At 72.3% G+C, this 18,774-nt stretch carries 19 protein-coding genes and 1 pseudogene; all 20 read left to right on the plus strand.

The window, feature by feature from the left end; genetic code table 11:
* The first annotated feature begins 28 nt into the window (after window positions 1-28).
* Entirely contained in the window at window positions 29-1,498 is a 1,470-nt protein-coding gene (locus OG259_RS04005) for an SCO6880 family protein (protein WP_328940906.1), read from the plus strand.
* 32 nt (window positions 1,499-1,530) lie between these two features.
* On the plus strand, window positions 1,531-1,983 hold the full coding sequence (locus OG259_RS04010) for a DUF6238 family protein (protein WP_328940907.1): 453 nt from the start codon (window positions 1,531-1,533) through the stop codon (window positions 1,981-1,983).
* 24 nt (window positions 1,984-2,007) lie between these two features.
* Window positions 2,008-3,513 (plus strand): ATP-binding protein, encoded by a 1,506-nt coding sequence (locus OG259_RS04015; protein WP_328940908.1) that lies wholly within the window; start codon window positions 2,008-2,010, stop codon window positions 3,511-3,513.
* Window positions 3,514-3,593: 80 nt separating this feature from the next.
* The gene (locus OG259_RS04020) at window positions 3,594-4,232 is read left to right on the plus strand and encodes a hypothetical protein (RefSeq protein ID WP_328946986.1); all 639 of its coding nucleotides are present in this window, start codon (window positions 3,594-3,596) and stop codon (window positions 4,230-4,232) included.
* 1,114 nt (window positions 4,233-5,346) lie between these two features.
* Window positions 5,347-6,120, plus strand: coding sequence for a hypothetical protein (locus OG259_RS04025; protein WP_328940909.1), 774 nt, complete (start codon window positions 5,347-5,349; stop codon window positions 6,118-6,120).
* A 26-nt stretch (window positions 6,121-6,146) separates the two neighbouring features.
* Window positions 6,147-6,644 (plus strand): hypothetical protein, encoded by a 498-nt coding sequence (locus OG259_RS04030; protein ID WP_328940910.1) that lies wholly within the window; start codon window positions 6,147-6,149, stop codon window positions 6,642-6,644.
* 180 nt (window positions 6,645-6,824) lie between these two features.
* On the plus strand, window positions 6,825-8,102 hold the full coding sequence (locus OG259_RS04035; protein ID WP_328940911.1) for a hypothetical protein: 1,278 nt from the start codon (window positions 6,825-6,827) through the stop codon (window positions 8,100-8,102).
* Between the two features lie 195 nt (window positions 8,103-8,297).
* A complete protein-coding gene (locus OG259_RS04040; RefSeq protein WP_328940912.1) occupies window positions 8,298-9,368 on the plus strand; it encodes a hypothetical protein in 1,071 nt (356 codons plus the stop codon).
* 95 nt (window positions 9,369-9,463) lie between these two features.
* Window positions 9,464-11,251: a type IV secretory system conjugative DNA transfer family protein gene (locus tag OG259_RS04045; protein WP_328940913.1), complete on the plus strand. Its 1,788-nt coding sequence runs from the start codon at window positions 9,464-9,466 to the stop codon at window positions 11,249-11,251.
* A complete protein-coding gene (locus OG259_RS04050) occupies window positions 11,248-11,478 on the plus strand; it encodes a hypothetical protein (protein WP_328940914.1) in 231 nt (76 codons plus the stop codon). The genes OG259_RS04045 and OG259_RS04050 overlap by 4 nt, the downstream gene beginning before the upstream one ends.
* Window positions 11,475-12,647, plus strand: a complete 1,173-nt coding sequence (locus OG259_RS04055; RefSeq protein ID WP_328940915.1) for a DnaB-like helicase N-terminal domain-containing protein — start codon at window positions 11,475-11,477, stop codon at window positions 12,645-12,647. Before OG259_RS04050 ends, OG259_RS04055 begins: the two co-directional genes overlap by 4 nt.
* A 41-nt stretch (window positions 12,648-12,688) precedes the next feature.
* Window positions 12,689-13,279, plus strand: a complete 591-nt coding sequence (locus OG259_RS04060) for a hypothetical protein (protein ID WP_328940916.1) — start codon at window positions 12,689-12,691, stop codon at window positions 13,277-13,279.
* Window position 13,280: 1 nt separating this feature from the next.
* Window positions 13,281-13,454 (plus strand): annotated as a pseudogene (locus OG259_RS41720) (DNA cytosine methyltransferase); the annotation flags it as partial.
* Between the two features lie 475 nt (window positions 13,455-13,929).
* Window positions 13,930-14,238, plus strand: coding sequence for a hypothetical protein (locus OG259_RS04070; protein WP_328940918.1), 309 nt, complete (start codon window positions 13,930-13,932; stop codon window positions 14,236-14,238).
* A 93-nt stretch (window positions 14,239-14,331) separates the two neighbouring features.
* On the plus strand, window positions 14,332-14,937 hold the full coding sequence (locus OG259_RS04075; protein WP_328940919.1) for a DUF4913 domain-containing protein: 606 nt from the start codon (window positions 14,332-14,334) through the stop codon (window positions 14,935-14,937).
* Window positions 14,934-15,710, plus strand: a complete 777-nt coding sequence (locus OG259_RS04080; protein WP_328940920.1) for a glycosyl hydrolase — start codon at window positions 14,934-14,936, stop codon at window positions 15,708-15,710. The genes OG259_RS04075 and OG259_RS04080 overlap by 4 nt, the downstream gene beginning before the upstream one ends.
* Window positions 15,707-16,183: a hypothetical protein gene (locus OG259_RS04085; protein ID WP_328940921.1), complete on the plus strand. Its 477-nt coding sequence runs from the start codon at window positions 15,707-15,709 to the stop codon at window positions 16,181-16,183. The genes OG259_RS04080 and OG259_RS04085 overlap by 4 nt, the downstream gene beginning before the upstream one ends.
* On the plus strand, window positions 16,180-16,845 hold the full coding sequence (locus OG259_RS04090) for a hypothetical protein (RefSeq protein WP_328940922.1): 666 nt from the start codon (window positions 16,180-16,182) through the stop codon (window positions 16,843-16,845). Before OG259_RS04085 ends, OG259_RS04090 begins: the two co-directional genes overlap by 4 nt.
* Window positions 16,842-17,693 carry a winged helix-turn-helix transcriptional regulator gene (locus tag OG259_RS04095; RefSeq protein WP_328940923.1) on the plus strand — a complete coding sequence of 284 codons (852 nt, stop codon included), beginning with the start codon at window positions 16,842-16,844 and terminating at the stop codon, window positions 17,691-17,693. The genes OG259_RS04090 and OG259_RS04095 overlap by 4 nt, the downstream gene beginning before the upstream one ends.
* A gap of 96 nt (window positions 17,694-17,789) precedes the next feature.
* On the plus strand, window positions 17,790-18,728 hold the full coding sequence (locus tag OG259_RS04100) for a DUF317 domain-containing protein (RefSeq protein ID WP_328940924.1): 939 nt from the start codon (window positions 17,790-17,792) through the stop codon (window positions 18,726-18,728).
* Window positions 18,729-18,774: the final 46 nt, after the last annotated feature.

Genomic DNA, 18,774 nt, shown 5'->3' on the forward strand with positions numbered 1-18,774 from the left:
TCGATCGCTCGAGCCGTCTGGAACCCCCATGTCCTGTAAGCACCAGGCCGAAGACCCCTCGGCCACCGTGAAGTTCCCCCACCGCAGCAGGCGCGGCGTCCTGCTCGGCCTGACCGCCCCGCAGCTCCTCGTCGCCGGACTCACCGGCCTTCTCCTGCTCGCCGTGATCCTCGCCCACGGCGTGGTCGGCGCTCTCGCGCTCGCCCCCCTGTGGGCCGTCGTCGCCCTGTTCGTCTTCGTCCGCCACCGGGGCCGTGCCCTGGCGGACTGGGCCCCGATCGTCGTCCGGTACGCCCTGCGCCGGATGCGCGGCCAGCTCGTCTGGCTCACCCGCCCCTCGCGCCGGCCGACCCGCGAGGGTCTGCTCCACCTGCCCGGCACCGCCGCCAGCCTGCGCGTGACCACCGCGCCCGACGGCCGGTACGGCGCGGTCCACGACCCGCACAACGGCACGCTGACCGCCGTGGTCAAGGTCTCGTCCCGCGCCTACGCCCTGCTCGACCCAGGCACCCAGCACGCCAACGTCAGCGGCTGGGGACGCGCGCTGGCCGCGCTCGCCCGGACCGGGCAGATCGCCCGCATCCAGGTGATCGAGCGCACCGTCCCGGACTCCGGCGACAGCCTGCGCCGCTACTGGGAAGAGCACGGCCGTCCCGACACCCCGGTGGCCGGCGCGATCCACAACGAGCTGATCCAGAGCGCCGGCCCCGCCGCCGCCCCGCACGAGGCGTACGTCGCGCTGTCGCTGGACACCAAGGCGGCACGCCGACTGATCAACCAGGCCGGCGGCGGCCTGACCGGGGCCTTCAGCGTCCTTGCACAGCTGACCTCCACCTTCGACCAGGCCGCGCGGACCGCCGGGCTCAACCCGACCGGCTGGCTCACCGCCCGCGAGATCGCGGCCGTCGTACGCACCGCCTACGACCCCAAGGCGCTCGCGGCGCTGGACCGATGGTCGGCCACCGGACGCCCCGAGGCCGACGCCGCCGCTGCCGGTCCGGTGGTGGTCGTGGAGAAGGCGGACCACATCGCGACCGACTCGGCCGTCCACGCCACGTACTGGGTGGAGAACTGGCCCCGGACCGAAACAAGCGCCGGTTTCCTGCACCAGCTCCTGTTCACCGGCGGGGTACGGCGCACACTGTCGCTCTCCTACGAGCCGAAGGGACTGGACGCCGCCCTGCGCGACGTCCAGCGCAAGAAGGCGTCGGTCATCGCCGATGCCGCCGAGCGGGCCCGGCGCGGCCAGGTCGACTCCGAGGCGGACTCGATCGAGTACCAGGACATCAAGGCGCGCGAGCGGCAGCTCATCGCCGGCCACGCGGACGTCGCCCTGACCGGTCTGCTGACCGTGTCGGCCGACTCCGAGGAGGAGCTGCGCACCGCGTGCGCGGTCGTGGAGACCGCCGCCGTCGGCGCCCAGCTCGACCTCCGGCCCCTGACCTGGCAGCAGGCCGAGGCGTTCACTGCCGCCCTGCCGCTCGCCCTCGCCGCGTAACCCCCGACGCCCCCTGTCGAAAGAGCACTCCCGTGTCCCGCACTCCCAGCACGACCGCGCAGGACTTCGTGCCCTTCGCCACCGCCGCGCTCGACTTCCACCGCGCGCTCAACCTCCCCGGCGGCCCGCTCGTCACCTCCCGCGCCGAGCTGGACGCCCTGCACTCCCATCTCGTCTCGCTGTACGAGCTGTTCGACGCCCACGCCGGACGCGTCGGACAGCTCTTGCCGACGGAGGGCGATCACCTGCGTGCCGCCCGCACCCGGATCTGGCAGGCCGCCGACCACCTCCACGCCGCCTACCACTCAGCTCCCCGTCCGGACTCCGGCGAGGTGCCCGAGAGCGAGGCGTGCCGGGCCCACCTGCCCGAGGGCGCGCCTGAGCTGACCATCTGCCAGCGCCATCAGCGCACCGCGCGCCTGGTCCGCCGCCGTACGACCCCGGCCGACCTGCACACCCCGTTCACCGGCCTCATCCGCCACTGACCCACCCCACTTGGAGAAACGTTCATGCCCCGTACCCGCGCCAGCGCCTCCCACCTGTTCGTGCCCCACAAGGCATCACGCACCCAACGGAAGGCCGCCCGAGCCGGTTTCGCCGACGCCCACCGGCAGGCCCGCCGCGCCGAAGCGCCCCCGAGGCACCGTGCGCAGGAGACCGCCGATCCGGAACTGCGGCCGACCTACCCGCCGGCCGGGCGGCCCGGACCGGCCTCGGCCCGGGGCGGCAAGCTCCGCCTGCCCGCCCACCGGATGACCACCGCCACCGCTTCGGGGGCCTACCCCTTCGTGGCCGAGGGCGGCCTGGGGGCGGAGGGCGTCTTCATCGGCCGCGACGTCCACGCCGAAGCCGCCTTCTGCTTCGACCCGTTCTCGCTGTACAGCAGCGGCCGGATCGAGGGCTTCACCAACCCCAACGCCGTCCTCGCCGGAATCATCGGCATGGGCAAGTCCGCGCTCGCGAAGTCCATCGCCACCCGGTCCATCGCCCACGGCTACCGGATCTACATCCCCTGCGACCCGAAGGGCGAATGGACCGGCGTCGCGCAGGCCCTCGGCGGCTACAGCATCGCGCTGGGCCCTGGTCTCCCGGGACGGCTGAACCCGCTGGACGCCCCGGTCCGGCCCGCCTCCGTCAGCGAGGACGACTGGGCGAGCGAGGTCCGAAAGCGCCGCCTGCTGCTCCTGGCCAGCCTGGCGCGCACCGTCCTGAAGCGCGATCTGCTGCCGATGGAGCACACCGCGCTGGACCTCGCCCTCAACCTAGTCGTCGCCGAGGCCGTCGCCCGCGGCACGGTGCCGCTGCTCGGCGAGATCGCGTACGCCCTTGGCTCGCCCGAACGCCTCGACCAGGCCCTCGGTAACCAGTCCGGGCATCTGGGGACGGCCGCCCAGGACGTCGCGCACGCCCTGCGCCGCCTGGTGCACGGTGACTTGAGCGGCATGTTCGACGCCCCGAGCACTGTCGCGTTCGATCCGACCGCGCCGATGCTGTCCATCGATCTCTCCCGCCTCGGCGGCGCCGGCGACGACACCGCGTTGGTGTTGGCCATGACGTGCGCAAGCTCGTGGATGGAGTCGGCCCTCGCCGACCCCGCCGGCGGCCGGCGCTGGGTTATCTACGACGAGGCGTGGCGGGTGATGCGACACGTCGGCCTGCTGGAGCGGATGCAGTCCCAGTGGAAGCTCTCCCGTGGTCTCGGCATCGCGAACTTGATGGTCATCCACCGGCTCAGCGACCTGCTCTCGGCGGGCGACGCCGGCTCGCGTGGCCGGGTCCTGGCCGAGGGCCTCCTGGCCGACTGCTCCACGCGCATCATCTATCGGCAGGAGCCCGACCAGCTCGACGCCGCCGCGTCCCTGCTCGGCCTGACCGGCGTCGAGACCCAGGCGGTGTCCGCCCTGACCAAGGGCCGGGGCCTGTGGAAGGTCGCGGGCCGGTCCTTCATCACGCAACACATCCTCCACCCGGCCGAACGCGAACTGTTCGACACCGACGCCCGGATGGCGGCCTAGACATGTCCGGAGGAACGATCAAGTCCGTTTCCCCCAGTTCTCCCGCCCCGGCCGAGAACCAGCCTGCGGCCACCGAGGACCTGGCGTGGCGGAGGCACATCCCGGCGTTGGCCTCCGCCGTCGCCGGGATACGGCAGGCGTCCGACGCCTGGGACACGGTCTCGGACTCCTTCTGCGACACCGACGGCTGGCCCGTCGACGAACACGGGTACGAGAACGGCAAGGTGAAGCGCGACGCCGAGGCATGGCAGCACGTCGAGGTCTTCCTCGACCACGGCCCCGAGGTCCTGGCCGGCGTCCGCGCGACCGCCCAAGTCGCCGACTACGTCGAGGGGCCCATCAGCGAAGACCTCCGCTCGCTGCGCGGCATCGACCGCACCCTGGAACACGCGGCAAAGCTCCAGCGCGAGTGGGACCAGATCATGGACCTCATGGACGCCTCGCTGCCCGGCTCGCGGAAGCTCTACGAGAGCCAGGCGCAGGAGGAACGGAACGCCGACGGCTGGCACTACGCCGACGAGCTGGCCATCCGCGGCCCGGCCCTCGTCCGGGCCGCCGACTACCTGGTCCGCCGGGCGGACGCCGAGCAGTCCGCGCACGCAGAGCGGGCGCGCGTGGCTCTCGCCCGCTCGGCCTCCGGTCTTCGCGGAGCCCTGCCTGCCTCTCCCCCGGCGCCGCCGGCACCCAACGCACCGGTCCCGGGCCGCTCCCGCTCGTAGCACCCAATCCCGGCCGGGCCAAACCGGCCGATCGCCAGATCCTCGTGGACCACCGCCCGCCCGACGCGGTCCGGCCCGTACCCACTGCGGTGCGCCGCCGGCGGCTGGGGCGTCTCACCGTGGAGAAAACCCATGCACCAGGACAATCTCCTGATCACCATCCAGCAGGAGGGACCGCAGATCACCGCGTGGAGCAGTTCCTCCTCGCCGGCTGTCCCCAAGGGTCCGAAACAGGATCACGGGTACGGCTACCTCACCGGTCCCCTCCGCCAGCGGGGCCTGGAGGTCACCGTCGAGTACGGCCTGAGCGACTACGTCGTCGACGTCCCCCTCCCCGACGGCAGCTCGGTGATCATCTCGCCACCGCAGGAACCGCCTTCCGAGAACCCCGAGTTCCCCGAGAGCTGGACGGCGATCCGCCACCGGGAGGCCGGGCCCGCGGTGTACGAGGTGATCTACGACTCCGAGCCCGACGGTCCTGATGCCCAGCACGGCAGCAACGTCTCAAGCCTGCTCGCCGCCGTCGACGCGCGCCTGGACCAGCTCGGCGTGCCGCCCCGTCCCGGGCAGCACCGCTCCACCCGGGATCGCGCCGCCGACGAGGCACTCCGCCGGGCGGGCTTCATCTCCGCGATCTCGTTCGACGGGGAGCGCTATCACCGGCTGCCCGCGGCCATGACCGAGCCAGCCGAACAGCGGCGGGCGGTGACCCGGGCCTTCACTGCACTACAGGCCGATGGCTTCAACGTCTTGTGCGATTCGGCCCTGCTCAGGCCCCGGCACTCCCCCTGCCCGGCCGCACGAAGCACGGCTCGGCGACGTCCTCACCACCCAGCCCGACCCGGTCCAAAACCCAGTAGCCCCAACCGCGCTGCCGACCTCCGTTCCACCTCGGGTGAGCGCTGCTCTCGCACCCTCCCCGTCGGCCGGATCGCGCTCGGTCCGCACACGCCTGGCGGCGGAAGCACTCCAGCGTGCCGCGCTGCCGCCCGCGCGTCCCTCCACCGCACCTGGTCGCTGACCTCTTTCCGCCTCGGAGTTCGCCGTATGCCTCCCATCAGCAGACCCGATCCGGCCCTCGCTCTCCCCCCTCACCGCACCGGATGGATCAGCCGTGTTGCCCAACTCCGCCGAAGACCTGCTTCCCGACGTCGCCATCGGGCGCCACCCCGACTACGGCATCGTCGCCGCGAACCCCAAGAACCTCGCCGCCAGCACCTGGATGCTGGAGCGGCTCGACTTCCGCCCCGTCCCGGGCGAGCCGACCCTGTACGCCCTGACCGACCAGCAGCGTGACGGGCAGGGCCGCGCCACCCGGGCCGTCGAGCTGCTGCGCAACGCCGACTTCCGAGTCGACACGGACGCCGTGTTCAACCCCTCCCTCGCACCCGGGCCTCGCCCCGTCCCGGGCCGAACCCCGCTCGGCGAGCCCGATGTCGCGTTCGCCGAGCATCCACGGCTCGGCATCATCGCGGCCATCGACGACCGGGCCTCCGGAATCACCGGACTCGCCCTGCTCGACCACGGCTGGCGACACGACCCCCGCCTCGACATCTACACGCTGTCCGCCACCACCGGACGCGACGAGGCCCTGGGGAAGGTCGCCGACGCGACGCTGGCCCTGCACCGTTCCGGTGTCCAGGTCGCCGTACACCCTCACCTCGCGCAGGACGTAGCGACCCGCCGCCATCCCGCGACCGGGCAGGTCCCGTCCCGCGACCGCACTCAGGACGTCGGCGTCCGTCGCTCGCCGCTTAGCGCCGCCGCGCTTGCCATCAGCCCGGCCCTCGCCGGCTTCCAGGGCAAGCGGCCGGTGGCCGCTCCCGCCACCTCTGTCGCGGCAGCCCGGCCGGTCGACCCGCGCATCGCGTTCTCCCGCGACCGCTAACCCAACCCCCGTAAGGAAGCTCCCCCATGGCAGTGAAGACCATCTGGCCGATCAACCACTCCTGCGGCCACCACACTGACCGCGACCTGTCCGACCGACCGGCCGACCGTCGCGCGGGCTTCGCCGAGTGGCTCGCCACTCAGGAGTGCACCACCTGCTGGCGCGCCTCCAAGGAGGTCAACGAGCAGGACAAGGCAGCCTGGTTGAAGACCAAGCGGGCTGAGGAGCAGGCCGCGTCCGACGCCTGGTCGCAGCAGTACCGGATGCCTCTGCTGGAGGGAACCGAGCGTGCCATCCCCTGGGGTGCGCGCTGCCGCCACCAGGCCCTGTCCGCCGCCTATACCGCCCTGGTCGTCGAAGGGGACACCAGCGAGGCGGAGTGGGAGGGGATCGAGGAGTCCGCTCGTACGATCACCCGCGCCGGCTGGTGGATCGACCAGCGCTCCTCCGAACCGGACGACCTCCCCGAGCTACTCCAGGACGCCACCGCCGCCGACCGGCCCAACGTGAACCCCTACTTCTAGCCGTCCGGTGCCCCGCTGCGGCGGGGCACCCGGTTCTGCTCTCCCCGCAGGCCAGTGCCGGTGAGCGCGGCGTCTATCAGTGATCTCCGGCGGGGCCAAATCCCGAATCCTGCGGGTCCTCTCCCTGTCGGTCCGACCTCCCGGGCCGTCGCTACGTCATTCCCTTCCGAGGTAGCCGCCGTGATTGCCCACCTGCAGCGCGCCAGCAACACCGCCGGCCTGCTCGCCTACCTGTACGGGCCGGGTGAACGTGGTGACCACGTCAACCCCCGGCTGGTCGCGGGTGACGGCCATGGGGCGCCGATCGAACTGCTCACCGAGCCGGGCTCTCTGTCGTACTTGGCCCAGGCGCTCGACGCTCCCGTCGAGCGCCTCGGGGCCCGTGCGCCCGCTCGACCCACGTGGGTCTGCTCGGTGCGGTCAGACCCCCGTCTGCCGGACCTCACCGACGCGCAGTGGGCCGACGTCGCCCGACGGCTGGTGTCCGCCACCGGCATCGCCCCGGACGGTGATCCGGACGCCTGCCGGTGGATCGCCCTGCGCAACCAGCTCCGGCAAATGCACGTCGTGGCCACCCTCGCCCGCGAGGACGGCGGCCTGCACCACGGCTACCGCGACGCCTTCCGCCTCCAGGCCGAATACCGCCGGATCGCAGCCGAGCTGGGGCACCTGACCACCGCCTCCCCTCCGACTTCCCGTGCCCAGGAGACCTCTGTGCCCGCTCCTCCGATCACCATCTCCTCCGAGTTCAGCGGCAGCGTCGTGGCCAAGGGCGCCAACGACGACCTCTCCGCCGTGATCCTCAAGCACGCTGGCTTCCAGCAGATACAGGACTGGCACGGTCGGCGCCACCGGCTACCCACCACCACGCCGGTCGCCGACCAGGTCGCCATCGCCAGCCACGCCGCCGAGATGCTCCGTGCCGCCCGCTACGACGTCGCTCTCGCGCCCTCCCTGGACGTGGCTCGGATGAGCACCCCGGCGAATCCGCTTGAGTCCTACGCCGCCGGCGCCGCGCTTCTCCAGATCACTGATGAGATCAGGTCGGCCGCGAACGGAGAGGGCCTTCGGCGAGCGGTCGACCAGCTCCTCCACCCCGAGCACGGGGCCTTGGAGCGCGTCCGGGAAGCGCTGGAGGTCGCCGGCGAGCACATCAACGACCTCGACGACGAGGCGTACCGGCTGGCCGACCGGTTCGGCTTCGCGGCGGACTTCGTCTGCTCGGCGCAGTCGGAACTCGTCGACTCGGAGGACGAGCTGCGTCGTGTCGGCGGCCCTTCCCGGTCCGAGGCCGAAGCGCCGACCCGCTCCTCGAACCCGTCCGCCTCCCGGAGCGCGGCCCTGGCCGTCTCGCCCGCGGCGGCCAAGGCCGAGATCGTCACCTCGGCCTTCGGCAACGATGTCGTGGAATCCCGCCCGTCTGCCCGTCCGCCGCACGCCTCCGGTCCTCGGCGGTGATCGGGGGTCGTCACCGCCGGCAGTCCCGCCGCCGCCCGCGAACGGCTCTCGGTCCTCGCCGACGGCCTGACCCTGCCGGTCGCGCCGTGACCCCGCCGCCGCTGCCCTCGGGCACCAGACCGGTCTCGCCTCCTCGGGTGGGAGCACGTGCTCCCACCCGTCCTGACCCGTCAGCACCACGAACCAGGAGGACCCGTGCCCGAGTACTACTCCAGCATCGGCGAGGCCATCGGCGCCGCGATGCAGCACAACATCCGGCTCGCCCACCGCGGCAGGAGGCCCATCGACGATCCGCCCCTCCACGTCCGTCGCCTCCCGTCGGCTGCCGACGATCCGTACTCCGTCCCGGGGATGATCGCCCGGCTCACCGAGGACGCCGCTCCCGACGAGGTGGCCGGGATCATCGAGGAGGTCAACGGCGCGCTCGTCGGTGCTCTGCCTCAGCTGACAGAACTCGTCGCCGCTGCAGCCGACTGGGTCCGCGTCCGCCTCACGTTCGACGACCCGCACCACAACCCCGCCATGGAGACCTGGACAAGGCTGGCCGCCGCCCACTGCCTGCTCGAAGACGTCCGGGAGCAACTGGAGGCCGCCGAGGACGGAATCGCTGCCTGCCCGGCCGAACGCACCGACCCCCGGCACCACAACATGATCAATGTCCTCCGGACGCGCGAACTGCTCGACGACGTCCTCAGCGCCGGCGCGGACCCCGCGTCTCCCGGCATCCAAGGCCCGAAGGAGGCGGACCGCCAGCTCTCCGCGAGCACGTCCTCGTCGCCGACGTCCTCTCCCACGGCTTCTCCTGCCTCGCCCCGTTCTACGGAAGGATCCCCGATGGGCAACTTGGCCGACACCTACGGCACCGACGTCGAGATCTATCCCTGGGCCAACGGCCTGGTCTGGGCCGACTGCCGGACCGGCCTGCCCGGGTCAGCCCAGCGGATCCTGCGCTCCTGTGGGTTCACCGCCCCGGCCGACCCGAGCGATCCCGCCTCTTTCAGCCTCGAGTCGCACGTCGCCGGCCCGGACCGGCAACTAGCCGCCTCCGCTGCCGCGGGCCAGCTGGCCGACCTGGGGTATCGGGTCGCGATCGACCCATCCCTGGCCGTCGGCTCCGTCGGCGAGACTTCCGACACCGATGCCCGGCGTCAGGCCGCTGCCCGTCAGACCTCACCCATCGCGGCCAAGGCGGGCACCGGCACCAACGCCCCTCCTGCCCCCTCGCCGGTTCCGTCCGCAGGACGTCCCGCCCCGCGTTCCCGCTGAAACGATTCCGTTCGATCCCGAAGAAGTAGGCCCATGAGCCGCACGAGAGCCGAGCGCACCCCGCCCCCGCCCGCTCGCACCCCAAGGAACCGCCCGTGCCCTCCCCGCGCACCAGTGCGCCGTCGACCACCACCGGCTCCGACGCGCTCCTCTATCTCCTGTTCGGCGCCCTCGGCGCCGCCATAGCCTTCGGCTCCCTCGCCTGGCTGACCGGCAACCTCACCAACTCCCTCGTCGGAAGCGGCCCGTGGGCCCCGTTCCGTGCCACCGCCGCCCTGCTGCATCCCGAGGTGCTGTGGCCGGCCCTGAGTACCACCGCGCTGCTGGTTGGCGTCCGCATCGTCCCCGGCCTGCTCACCCTGACCCTGCTCACCACGGGCCTGGTGCTGTGGCTGCGCCGGCGCGCCGGGGCCAAGACCGGTCTCGCCCGCAAGAGCGACCTGGCGCCGCTGCTGGACAAGAAGATCACCGCCAAGGCCAAGAGCCTGCGGCTGTCCCTCGGCGGCCGGGAGCGTAAAGAGGTCGCCCCCGCCGACCGCGGCATCCTGCTCGGCACCCTCGACCCGGGTCGGGCCGATGTCCGCGCTTCCTGGGAGGACGTGATCGTCGCGATCATGGCCCCGCGCAGCGGGAAGACCTCCGGCCTGGCGATCCCCGCGATCCTCGCGGCTCCCGGCCCGGTCCTGCTCACCAGCAACAAGGCCGCGAATGACGCGTTCACCGCCACGGTGGACGCCCGAGCCGAGGTCGGCACCGTCTGGACCCTGGACCCGCAGCAGATCGCCCACCATCCGCGCGAGATGTGGTGGGACATCCTGGCCGACGCCCGCGACCTGGCCGGGGCGAAGCGGCTGGCCGGGCACTTCGTCGCGGCGAGCGTGGACGAGTCGAGCGGTTCCGATTTCTGGTCCACCGCCGCGTCCAATACGCTCGGCTCCCTGTTCCTGGCCGCCGCCAGTCACCGGCGGCCGATCACCGACGTGCTGGCCTGGCTCGCCTCCCCGGCTGACCGGACTCCGGTCGACCTGCTCACCGACGCCGGCCACGATGCGGTCGCCGCCCAGCTCCAGGGGACCGTCTCCGGTGCGACCGAGACCCGCGACGGCATCTACGAGACGGCGAGGCAGTACGCGAGTTGCCTGCTCGACCCGGAGGTCGCCGCCTGGGTCACCCCGAGCGAGGACCTCCCCGAGTTCAAGCCCCTCTCCTTCGCCACCTCTCGCGACACGCTGTATCTGCTGAGCAAGGACGGTGGTGGCAGTGCGTCGGCGATCATCGCGGCGGCGGCCGACGCGGTGATGCGCGCGGCTGTGATCGTCGCCGAGCGCTCCGGCGGACGGCTCGACCCGCCCGCCCTGTGCGTCCTCGACGAGGCCGCGAACGTCTGCCGGATCTCGGACCTCCCGGACCTGTACTCGCACCTCGGCAGCCGGGGCGTCATCCCGATGACGATCCTGCAGAGCTACCGGCAGGGCCAGCGGTGCTGGGGCGAGGCCGGGATGGACGCCCTGTGGTCCGCCGCCACCGTCAAGATCGTCGGATCGGGCATCGACGACGCCGACTTCGCCGACCGCCTCAGCAGGCAGGTCGGTGACCACGACGTCCAGACCGTATCGGTATCGACGAGCGAGGGCGGCAAGTCCACCTCGGTGAGCATGCGCACCGAGCGGATCCTGCCCCCGGACGCGATCCGCGCCCTGCCCAAGGGCAAGGTGCTGCTGCTGGCCACCGGTCTGCGGATCGCCATGCTCTCCATCCGGCCCTGGTACAAGGAGCCCTCCGCCAGGGTGATCGGACCGGCCTCCGCCCGCGCCACGAAGGCGATCACCGAACGGGCCCTGACGAAGGCCGTCGGCCACGACGACTTCAGGCTGTCGGCGTGAGCGCGCCCACGCCGCCCTCCGCGCGGCTCGGACAGTCGCCGGCCGTCCTGCGCGACGGCTGGTGGTGGCTGGTCGGCGACGCCGGGGCGGTTCCCGTCGCCGATCCCGCGTTGACCACCGTGCTGGACGGCTTCGCCGAGGCGCTGACCGCCGCCGACCGTGCGGTCGCCGATCTGCGTGCCCGGCCGGATGAGCCGTCCACCTCCGGTGCGGAAGGCCGACGATGAACCCGCTGCTGGACGCCGAGCAGGCAGTCCTGGGCGCGGTGCTGCTCGACCCGGGCCAGCTCTCGCATCTGGAGTGGCTCGCGCCGGATCACTTCTACCGGCCGGTCCACCAGGCCCTGTTCGGCGCGCTGCGCAAGCTCCGGAGTGACAACCATCCCGCGGTGGAGGGCGAGAAGTCGGTGCCGTTGTCGTGGGTGACTGACGCGGTCGCCGAGGCCGGCCTCCACGTACGGGGGCTGACCGCCTCGTACGCCCATCTCCTGATCTCGGCCTGTCCGCGCCCCGCGCACGCCCCGGTGTACGGCCGCATGGTGCTGGAGGGCGCGATCCACCGCACCGTCACCCGGCACGCGATCCGGCTTCACCAGGAGGCTCGCACGGGCACGCAGCGAGGCGAGGTCGAAGGGACGCTGCACCACGCGGACGTCCTGACGGGGGTGCTCACCGATCTCGCACGACGGTGGGGCACCGAACCGCGACCGGTCGCACCCGTGACGCCGCCGGACACCATCCCGTCCGCCCTTCCGCCGGCTCAGGCCAATCAGGCGGCCGAGGACGAGGCGTTCCTTCTGGCCGTCCTCGTCGAACGGCCGGGGGCCATGGGCGAGGTGGTCGGCTGGCTGAGGCCGGGGGACTTCGCCGACCCGGCCCGCGGGCAGCTCTACCGGTGCCTCGGTGCGCTGCACCACCGGGGCGAGCCCATCGACCGGCTCACTCTGCTGTGGGAAGCCCAGCGGCGCGGCCTGCTCGCCGACGGCACGCTGTCGAAGGACCGGTTCGCCGTCATCTGCGACGGCGTGGGCGCCGGCGACGCCGAGTGGCTCGGCAAGCAGGTGATGCGTTCCTCGATCACGCGGACCGCCACCACCTCCGCTCGCGCCGTCCGTGCCCTGGCCGAGGGCGAGGCCCTGGCCCCGGGGCGGCTGATCAACCACGCCCTGCACGCGCTCGGCCCGCTCGACGAGGTCCGTGCCCGCTGGGAGACCGCACACGGTCGGCCGCCCTCCCGGGCACCGTCCTCCGCGCCTTCCCCGAGCGGGCCGCCGGCGGCGCGGGTGCACGCGGCCCTCACCCGCAGCGCCCCGCGTGCCGCTCCTTCTCCTGCGGACCGGCTATCCCTCGCGCCCGCTCCAACCGCCGCGCGCCCGCCCTCGCGCACCCACAGCTGACTTCCTTTGCACTGCTCCGCTCCTCATAGACGGGATCCACCGTGACCACGAACTCCCTTTCCGACGCCCTGGCCATACGCGCTATGGCCTCTGCCTTCGACGCCCAGCGCGGCAAGCTCCCGGTCCCCGGCGACCTCCACCGTCTCCCCGGAAGCATCGTTGTCGCCCAGCAGATCTCCGAACTCGGCAAGCTGATCACCGAGCTGGGTGACGAGGTCCTCTTCCGTAGCGTCAACAAGGAGGCCAGCTCCCGCACCACCCCGGCCGTCTCCGGTTTCTCCGCCGCCGTACGGGACGCCGGTGAGGCTGCAACCGCTCTCGGAGAAGTGGCCCAGCAGCTCGCCTTCCTGGAGCAGACCGAGCACCTGCACGAGCAGCCCGACGCCCGGGACGCCCGGGAGGCTGCGGGGCTGGTGATCGGCGACCGGCTCGAAACGGCGGACACGGCCCTGCGGGAGGCGGCCGACTCCCTGCACGCCGCCTCGACCACGGTCTCGCCGCCGTCCTCCCGGCTCCGGGCCGCTCTCACCCGGACCACAACTCCCGGGTACGGGGCCGCACCGGCTGCCCCCGCGCCGTCGGCGTCGGCGTCGGCGTCGGCTCCCGCAGCCCGGACCATGCGGGGCCGGTGACATGTCCTCCGTCCTCTCCCACCCTCCGCTGATCGGGTCGCTCTGCTCCGGGTACGGCGGCCTCGACCTCGGGGTGCAGGCCGCTCTCGGTGGCACCCTGGCCTGGCACGCGGAGGTCGATCCGAACGCCTCGCGCATCCTGTCCCGCCACTGGCCCGGCGTCCCCAACCTGGGCGACATCACGACCGTCGACTGGTCCGCCGTCCCTCGGGTATGCGTCCTGACGGCCGGCTTCCCCTGTCAAAGACGTCTCGGTCGCCGGCCGCCGGGCCGGACTCCACTCCCACACCCGTTCGGGACTGTGGCTGCACGTCGCCCGTGCGGTCGAGGCCCTCCGCCCCTGCTTGGTAGTGATCGAGAATGTTCGCGGCCTCCTCACCTCCCCCGCCGGTTCCCCTGGCGACGTGGAACCCTGCCCGTGGTGTCTGGGAGACACCGCAGGTCAGCCTCCTTTGCGGGCACTCGGTGCCGTACTCGGCTCCCTGGCCAACCCTCGGCTCACCCAACCAGCGGCACGGCAATGGGGACATGACCCTGCCCAGTGCGGCGGCGTCGCTGATGCCCACCCCCCGGGCCAGCGAAACGGGCACCCCGGACCGCCGCCCCGGCAAGGGGCGGCGCCCTCCCCTGTCAGCGGTGATCCTGCCGCTGTGGACGGCGCCGTCGCCGGAAGCCGGGGAGACGGCGGACGGTGGGGACCGTACGCCGCCGCCATCACCCGATGGGAGATGCTCACCCGCCCCGCGCCGGCGCCCACCGACACGGCCGGTCGGCTGCGCGCCGACTTCGTCGAATGGATGCAGGGCCTCGACGCCGGCTGGGTCACCGCCACCCCCGGCCTCGGACGCCCGGCGCAGCTCACCGCTCTCGGCAACGGCGTCGTCCCCCAACAGGCTGCACGGGCTCTGCAGCTGCTGGATCCCCCGTTCCCGCGCTGTCCACGCTGCGCGGACAGGTAGCGGCTGCCTACCGGGTTTTCCCGGCCCGACCAAAACGCTGTTTCCCCGCATCCTCTCGGGCATGTCGCCGTCTCACAGATGGAGCACGCCCCCATGTCCGACAACAGCCCGACCACCCCCGGCCCTGAGCCGTTCCGGGTCTCCGATGAAAACCTCGACGACCTCGCCAGCACCCTCGCCAAGACCATCGCGGAGGTCAGGCGCCACGGCGTCATCCTCGACCGCCTCGGCTCCGAGCCCGATCCCGTACCCGCTGTCGACGGGCAGACGGACGGCGCTGCGGAAGCCGAGGCGGCCGACCCCGAGAAGACCGAGGGTCCCGCCTCGGTGTTCATCGTCGCCTTGGGCGGTGAGGAGTACGCCGTCGAACTCGCCGCCCTCGGCGACTGGGTGAACCATCTCCTGCTGCCGGTGTACGGCCGGGAGATCAGCACGACGCGTCCGTGGTGCGCGCAGTGGTACGAGCACCCGGAGGCCGTCGCCCGGCTGCACGCCCTCTGGCTCGCGTGGCAGCAGCTCACCGACACCGAGGCTGGCCTGGCCGGTCCCTCGACCTGGCACCGCGACCACCTGGACCAGACCCTGGTGCACCTGCGTGCCCCAGACGGTCCGTTCGCCGCGTGCACCACGAGCCCGGCCCGCCCCAACCACCGGGTCCTGTCTACTCCCGCTCCCGAGCAGGGGGAGATAGCAGCGTGAACGACGGTTTCGACTTCGATTTCGATCTCGACGAACTCGCCCCCGCCGATGACGCGTCCGCGGAGGCGGTGGAGCGGTTCTGGTCCGGTGACCTGAGGGCGCTGTCCCGGCACCACATCACGCCCGACGGCTCCCACGGCTTCGTCGTCGCCCACGACCAATCCGTTACGTGGGGAGCTATCGGCGAGCCGGAGATCACGGCGATCGCGGTCGCGCGGGATCTCAGCTGGTTCACGTACACCGTGGAGACGAGCTACCACGCCACGGTGCCCTTCGCTCAGGCGTGGCTGGTCGAGCGCGGCTGCCCGCCCGAAAAGATCGCCAAGCTCTACGGCGACCTCGTGAAACCCGCCGACGACCTCACGGTCCAGGTCGAACGGAAGATCCGGGAATCGGGCACCCGATACGTGGTCCTCGACACCCACACCTCGGACTTCGCCCCGAGCGAGACGTGGACGCTGACCCGCGACTCCCGCGCCGCCGAAGCGCCGATCCGGGTCTTCCACGAGGAGTGGGAGACGGGCGCCGACACGTACACGATGCGCGAGGGCGCGTTCGCCGACGTGGCCCCCGCCCGCTCCTGGCTGGACGACCGCGACGGCCCGCTGCCCGAACCACCGGAATACCGCTATGCCGACGGCGCCGTCCTTCGAGCCCGCGCCGCCCTCTCCCGGTCGGCCGGCACTCCCGCGACATCGAAGGCCGGCCTCGACGCTCCCCGTACACCGCCGGCCGAACCGGGCCGACGGCCGTTCCAAGGGCGGCTGATGTGAGCCGCGCCCGCTTCGCCTTCGCCGCACACCCCGACGCCATCGCGGACCTGCGTGAACTCCCGGACAGCATCCGCGACCTGGCGCTGCTGGAGCTGCAGAACCTGGTCCACGGAAGCGACGACTGCCTGCCGTTGAAGGGCCGCCTCGCCGGCTACCACAAGGTCTACGTCGACCCGTCCGTGTCCTACCGGCTGGTCATCCAGTTCCGCCCCGCCCCGCCGACCTCGAACCACAAGCGCGAGATCTACCTCGTCGCCGCCGGAAGCCGGAAGGACTACGCGGTCTACCGCACAGCCCACCTGCGCACCGCCCCGCCGCAGAACACCGCGGCTGCCTCCGCCGCCGAGGCCCGCGTCCAGGCCGCCCGGTCCCGCTCATCCCTCACCGCCGGCCGCCCGCCGGCCTCACCAGCAGTTCCTTCCACAGTGGCCCCCTCCACGGCCGCCACCTCTCGAAAGGTCCCCCAGCGATGACCGCCGACCGCGCCCCCATGTCCCGTACCGACCTGGCCGGCCTCCTCGCCGAGGCCGCGCAGAGCGTCTCCGGGATCCTCACCGCCGAGTACCCGACGCCCGCCAGCCGCTCATACCTGCACCCCGTCCTGGGCGCACTGTCCGCCGGCCCGCAGGTGGTGGGCGAACTGAACGAACACCTCGAAGAGTTCATGGCCGCCGAACTGCGTCCCGCCACCCCAGCTGGCCTGTTCACCCTGGCCTCCTACGCCTCCGCACTGGGCTGGCTCACCGAGTCCCTCGCCGAGCTGACCACCGCCGTCGACCAGATCTGCACGCGCGTAGGCATCCCCACGGATCCCGGGGAACTGGCCTTCGCCGCGTCCGAGGACGCCGAGGAAGAAGCCGGGTTCGACTTCGCCTTCAGCGCGCTGGAATTGACGGCGATCCGCACCGCCGCCGAGGCCGCCGGCCTCCCGCCCGGTGACTACGTCGGCGTGCTCTCCCAGTCGCTGCTCGCGGCGTCCCGGATCACCGACGCCTGCATGGAGATCTCCAACGGCCTGCTGGAAGACGCCGCGTACGTCCTCGACGAGACCGACCGCATCTGGGCTGGTGGCAAACCAGGAGGCCTTCCCACCCTGGTCCGCTCGCTGCTCGCCCGGATGGAGGACGCCGCATGAACTCGCGCGATACGTCCAAGCGGCCTGCCGTCTTTCCCATCGGCTCGTTCGACGCCCAGAGCATCGAGAACGCACTCGCCCTGATGGGACCGAAGTGGACCACCTGGACGGTGATGACCATGGTCCAGGAAGGCCGTCCTCTGCGGGTGCGGGATGTCGCCGCCAGGCTTCCCTTCGTCAGCGAGCAGCTGGTCGGTAAGCGCCTGGCCACCATGCACACAGCCGGACTGGTCATCCGAGCCGACACTCGCCGCGGGGCTCCTTACCAGCTCAGTACCCTCGGTGAGTCCCTGACGCCCGTGCACCGCACCATGGCCGACTGGTCTCGGACCTACCTGTCGTCCGGCGCGACAGCCGAAGCCGAGCGCGTCGAGGACGCCGTGCAGCGCCTACGGCTGCGGCACACCACCGCCATGGTTCAGGTCCTCGACGCGGGCGGCCCGATGCGGTTCGTCCACATCGCCGAACAGGCCGGCCTGGACTACGCCTTCACCCAGCATCGTCTTCTCCGGCTCCAGGCCGACGGCCTGGTCACCCGCACGGGAACGCGCCACGGCGACCCCTACGTGCTGACCGAAGCCGGCCAGGCGCTGGGCCCCGTCTACGCGACCGTCGAGCACTGGAGCGCCCCCTTGGTCACGCGGTGGACCCCGGCTCCGCCCGCCCCAATCGCAACAGCCCAGCGAACTCACTCCGGCGTCCCATTGGGGGCGGACGGCGCCCGGACCGCAGCGGCCCTGCGCCGGAGTGCCGCCGCGCCGACCTCCCTGTTCAACCACGCTCCCCAGCCACAACCACGGGTGTCTGCCTCCGTGACCGTCCAGTCGGCCCCGGGACGGTCCCGGTGATGCAGATGGCACCGAGAGCCAGCCACTCCCCGTCACCGCAGCGGCATCCGTGCACGCAGACCCGCTCTCCTCCCACCCACGCCCGGAGCTTCGACCATGTCCGCCCTTCCCGACCCGTCCCGCTACGAAGAGGTACTGGTCAGCCCCATGTACCTCGCCGGCTCCAACGGGGCCGGTGACGCCGGCTTCGCCCCCGTGGCTCACTGGCCGCACCACTACCTCGACGACGGCCCCTGCCAGCTCCTCGTCACCTCGCCCGACCAGCGGATCCGCATCGGGTGGTTCGGCGATGACTTCGAGCTGTGGAAGATCACCGCCTCCGAGGAGGCCGTCGCCCCGCCCCGCTGGACGGCGACCTTCAACCACGTCACCCCGGCCGAGATCGTCGCCGGCCTCACCACCGCCCTGGCCCAGGACTACGCCGCATCCGACCCGTACGAGAACAACGGGCGCTTCCTGGGGGACCCGTCGGTCTACTGGACCGATTCCCTCCAACCGCTCCTCGACGCCGGCTGGCGTCGCGAACCGGCCATGCACGGCACCGTCAACGTCAGGGCTCCCGACGGACAAGCGGGCGCCCGGATCCGAACCCGCCATCCCCGCTGGGACGACGAGGCCGTCACGCTATGGGCCGGCCCACGGGGCTGGGACACGCGGGCGGAGGCTGTGTTCACTGCGCGCACCCCGGCCCACCATATCGCCGCGACGGCCGCCGCCATGGCGAGTTCGGCTCCGGTCGTCCGCGAGCGGCACATGGTCCACCGCGAGGTGGAGCACCTGGTCACGCTGACCCCGGTCGGCCTGGTCGCCGCTCCTCAGGGCTCTCGCGCTCCTACCCCGCTCGACGTACGGCGTACCGCTGTCACCGAGGCCGTCCGCCGTGCCGCGCGCGCTCCGCGGACAGCCGCCGACCTCCGCGTGATGGCGGCCCAGAGCCGCACCACGTCCTCGGCCCGGATGCGGTCGTCCACCCACACGCCCGCTGCCGCAGCCCGGGCGCCGGTCGCTTCGTCGGCGCGCCGGCACAGCCGCTGACTCCCGCCCGGACCTACCCGGACGCCCTCTCCGCCCCTCCGGACAC

Origin of the sequence: Streptomyces sp. NBC_00250, assembly GCF_036192275.1 — a bacterium.
GTDB lineage: Bacteria > Actinomycetota > Actinomycetes > Streptomycetales > Streptomycetaceae > Streptomyces.

What these genes read in the sequence shown, in the direction of transcription:
- OG259_RS04005 (WP_328940906.1), top strand. Translation starts at nt 29, where the DNA reads ATGTCCTGTAAGCACCAGGCCGAAGACCCCTCGGCCACCGTGAAGTTC.
- OG259_RS04015 (WP_328940908.1), top strand. Translation starts at nt 2,008, where the DNA reads ATGCCCCGTACCCGCGCCAGCGCCTCCCACCTGTTCGTGCCCCACAAG.
- OG259_RS04030 (WP_328940910.1), top strand. Translation starts at nt 6,147, where the DNA reads ATGGCAGTGAAGACCATCTGGCCGATCAACCACTCCTGCGGCCACCAC.
- OG259_RS04055 (WP_328940915.1), top strand. Translation starts at nt 11,475, where the DNA reads ATGAACCCGCTGCTGGACGCCGAGCAGGCAGTCCTGGGCGCGGTGCTG.
- OG259_RS04075 (WP_328940919.1), top strand. Translation starts at nt 14,332, where the DNA reads ATGTCCGACAACAGCCCGACCACCCCCGGCCCTGAGCCGTTCCGGGTC.
- OG259_RS04090 (WP_328940922.1), top strand. Translation starts at nt 16,180, where the DNA reads ATGACCGCCGACCGCGCCCCCATGTCCCGTACCGACCTGGCCGGCCTC.
- OG259_RS04095 (WP_328940923.1), top strand. Translation starts at nt 16,842, where the DNA reads ATGAACTCGCGCGATACGTCCAAGCGGCCTGCCGTCTTTCCCATCGGC.
- OG259_RS04100 (WP_328940924.1), top strand. Translation starts at nt 17,790, where the DNA reads ATGTCCGCCCTTCCCGACCCGTCCCGCTACGAAGAGGTACTGGTCAGC.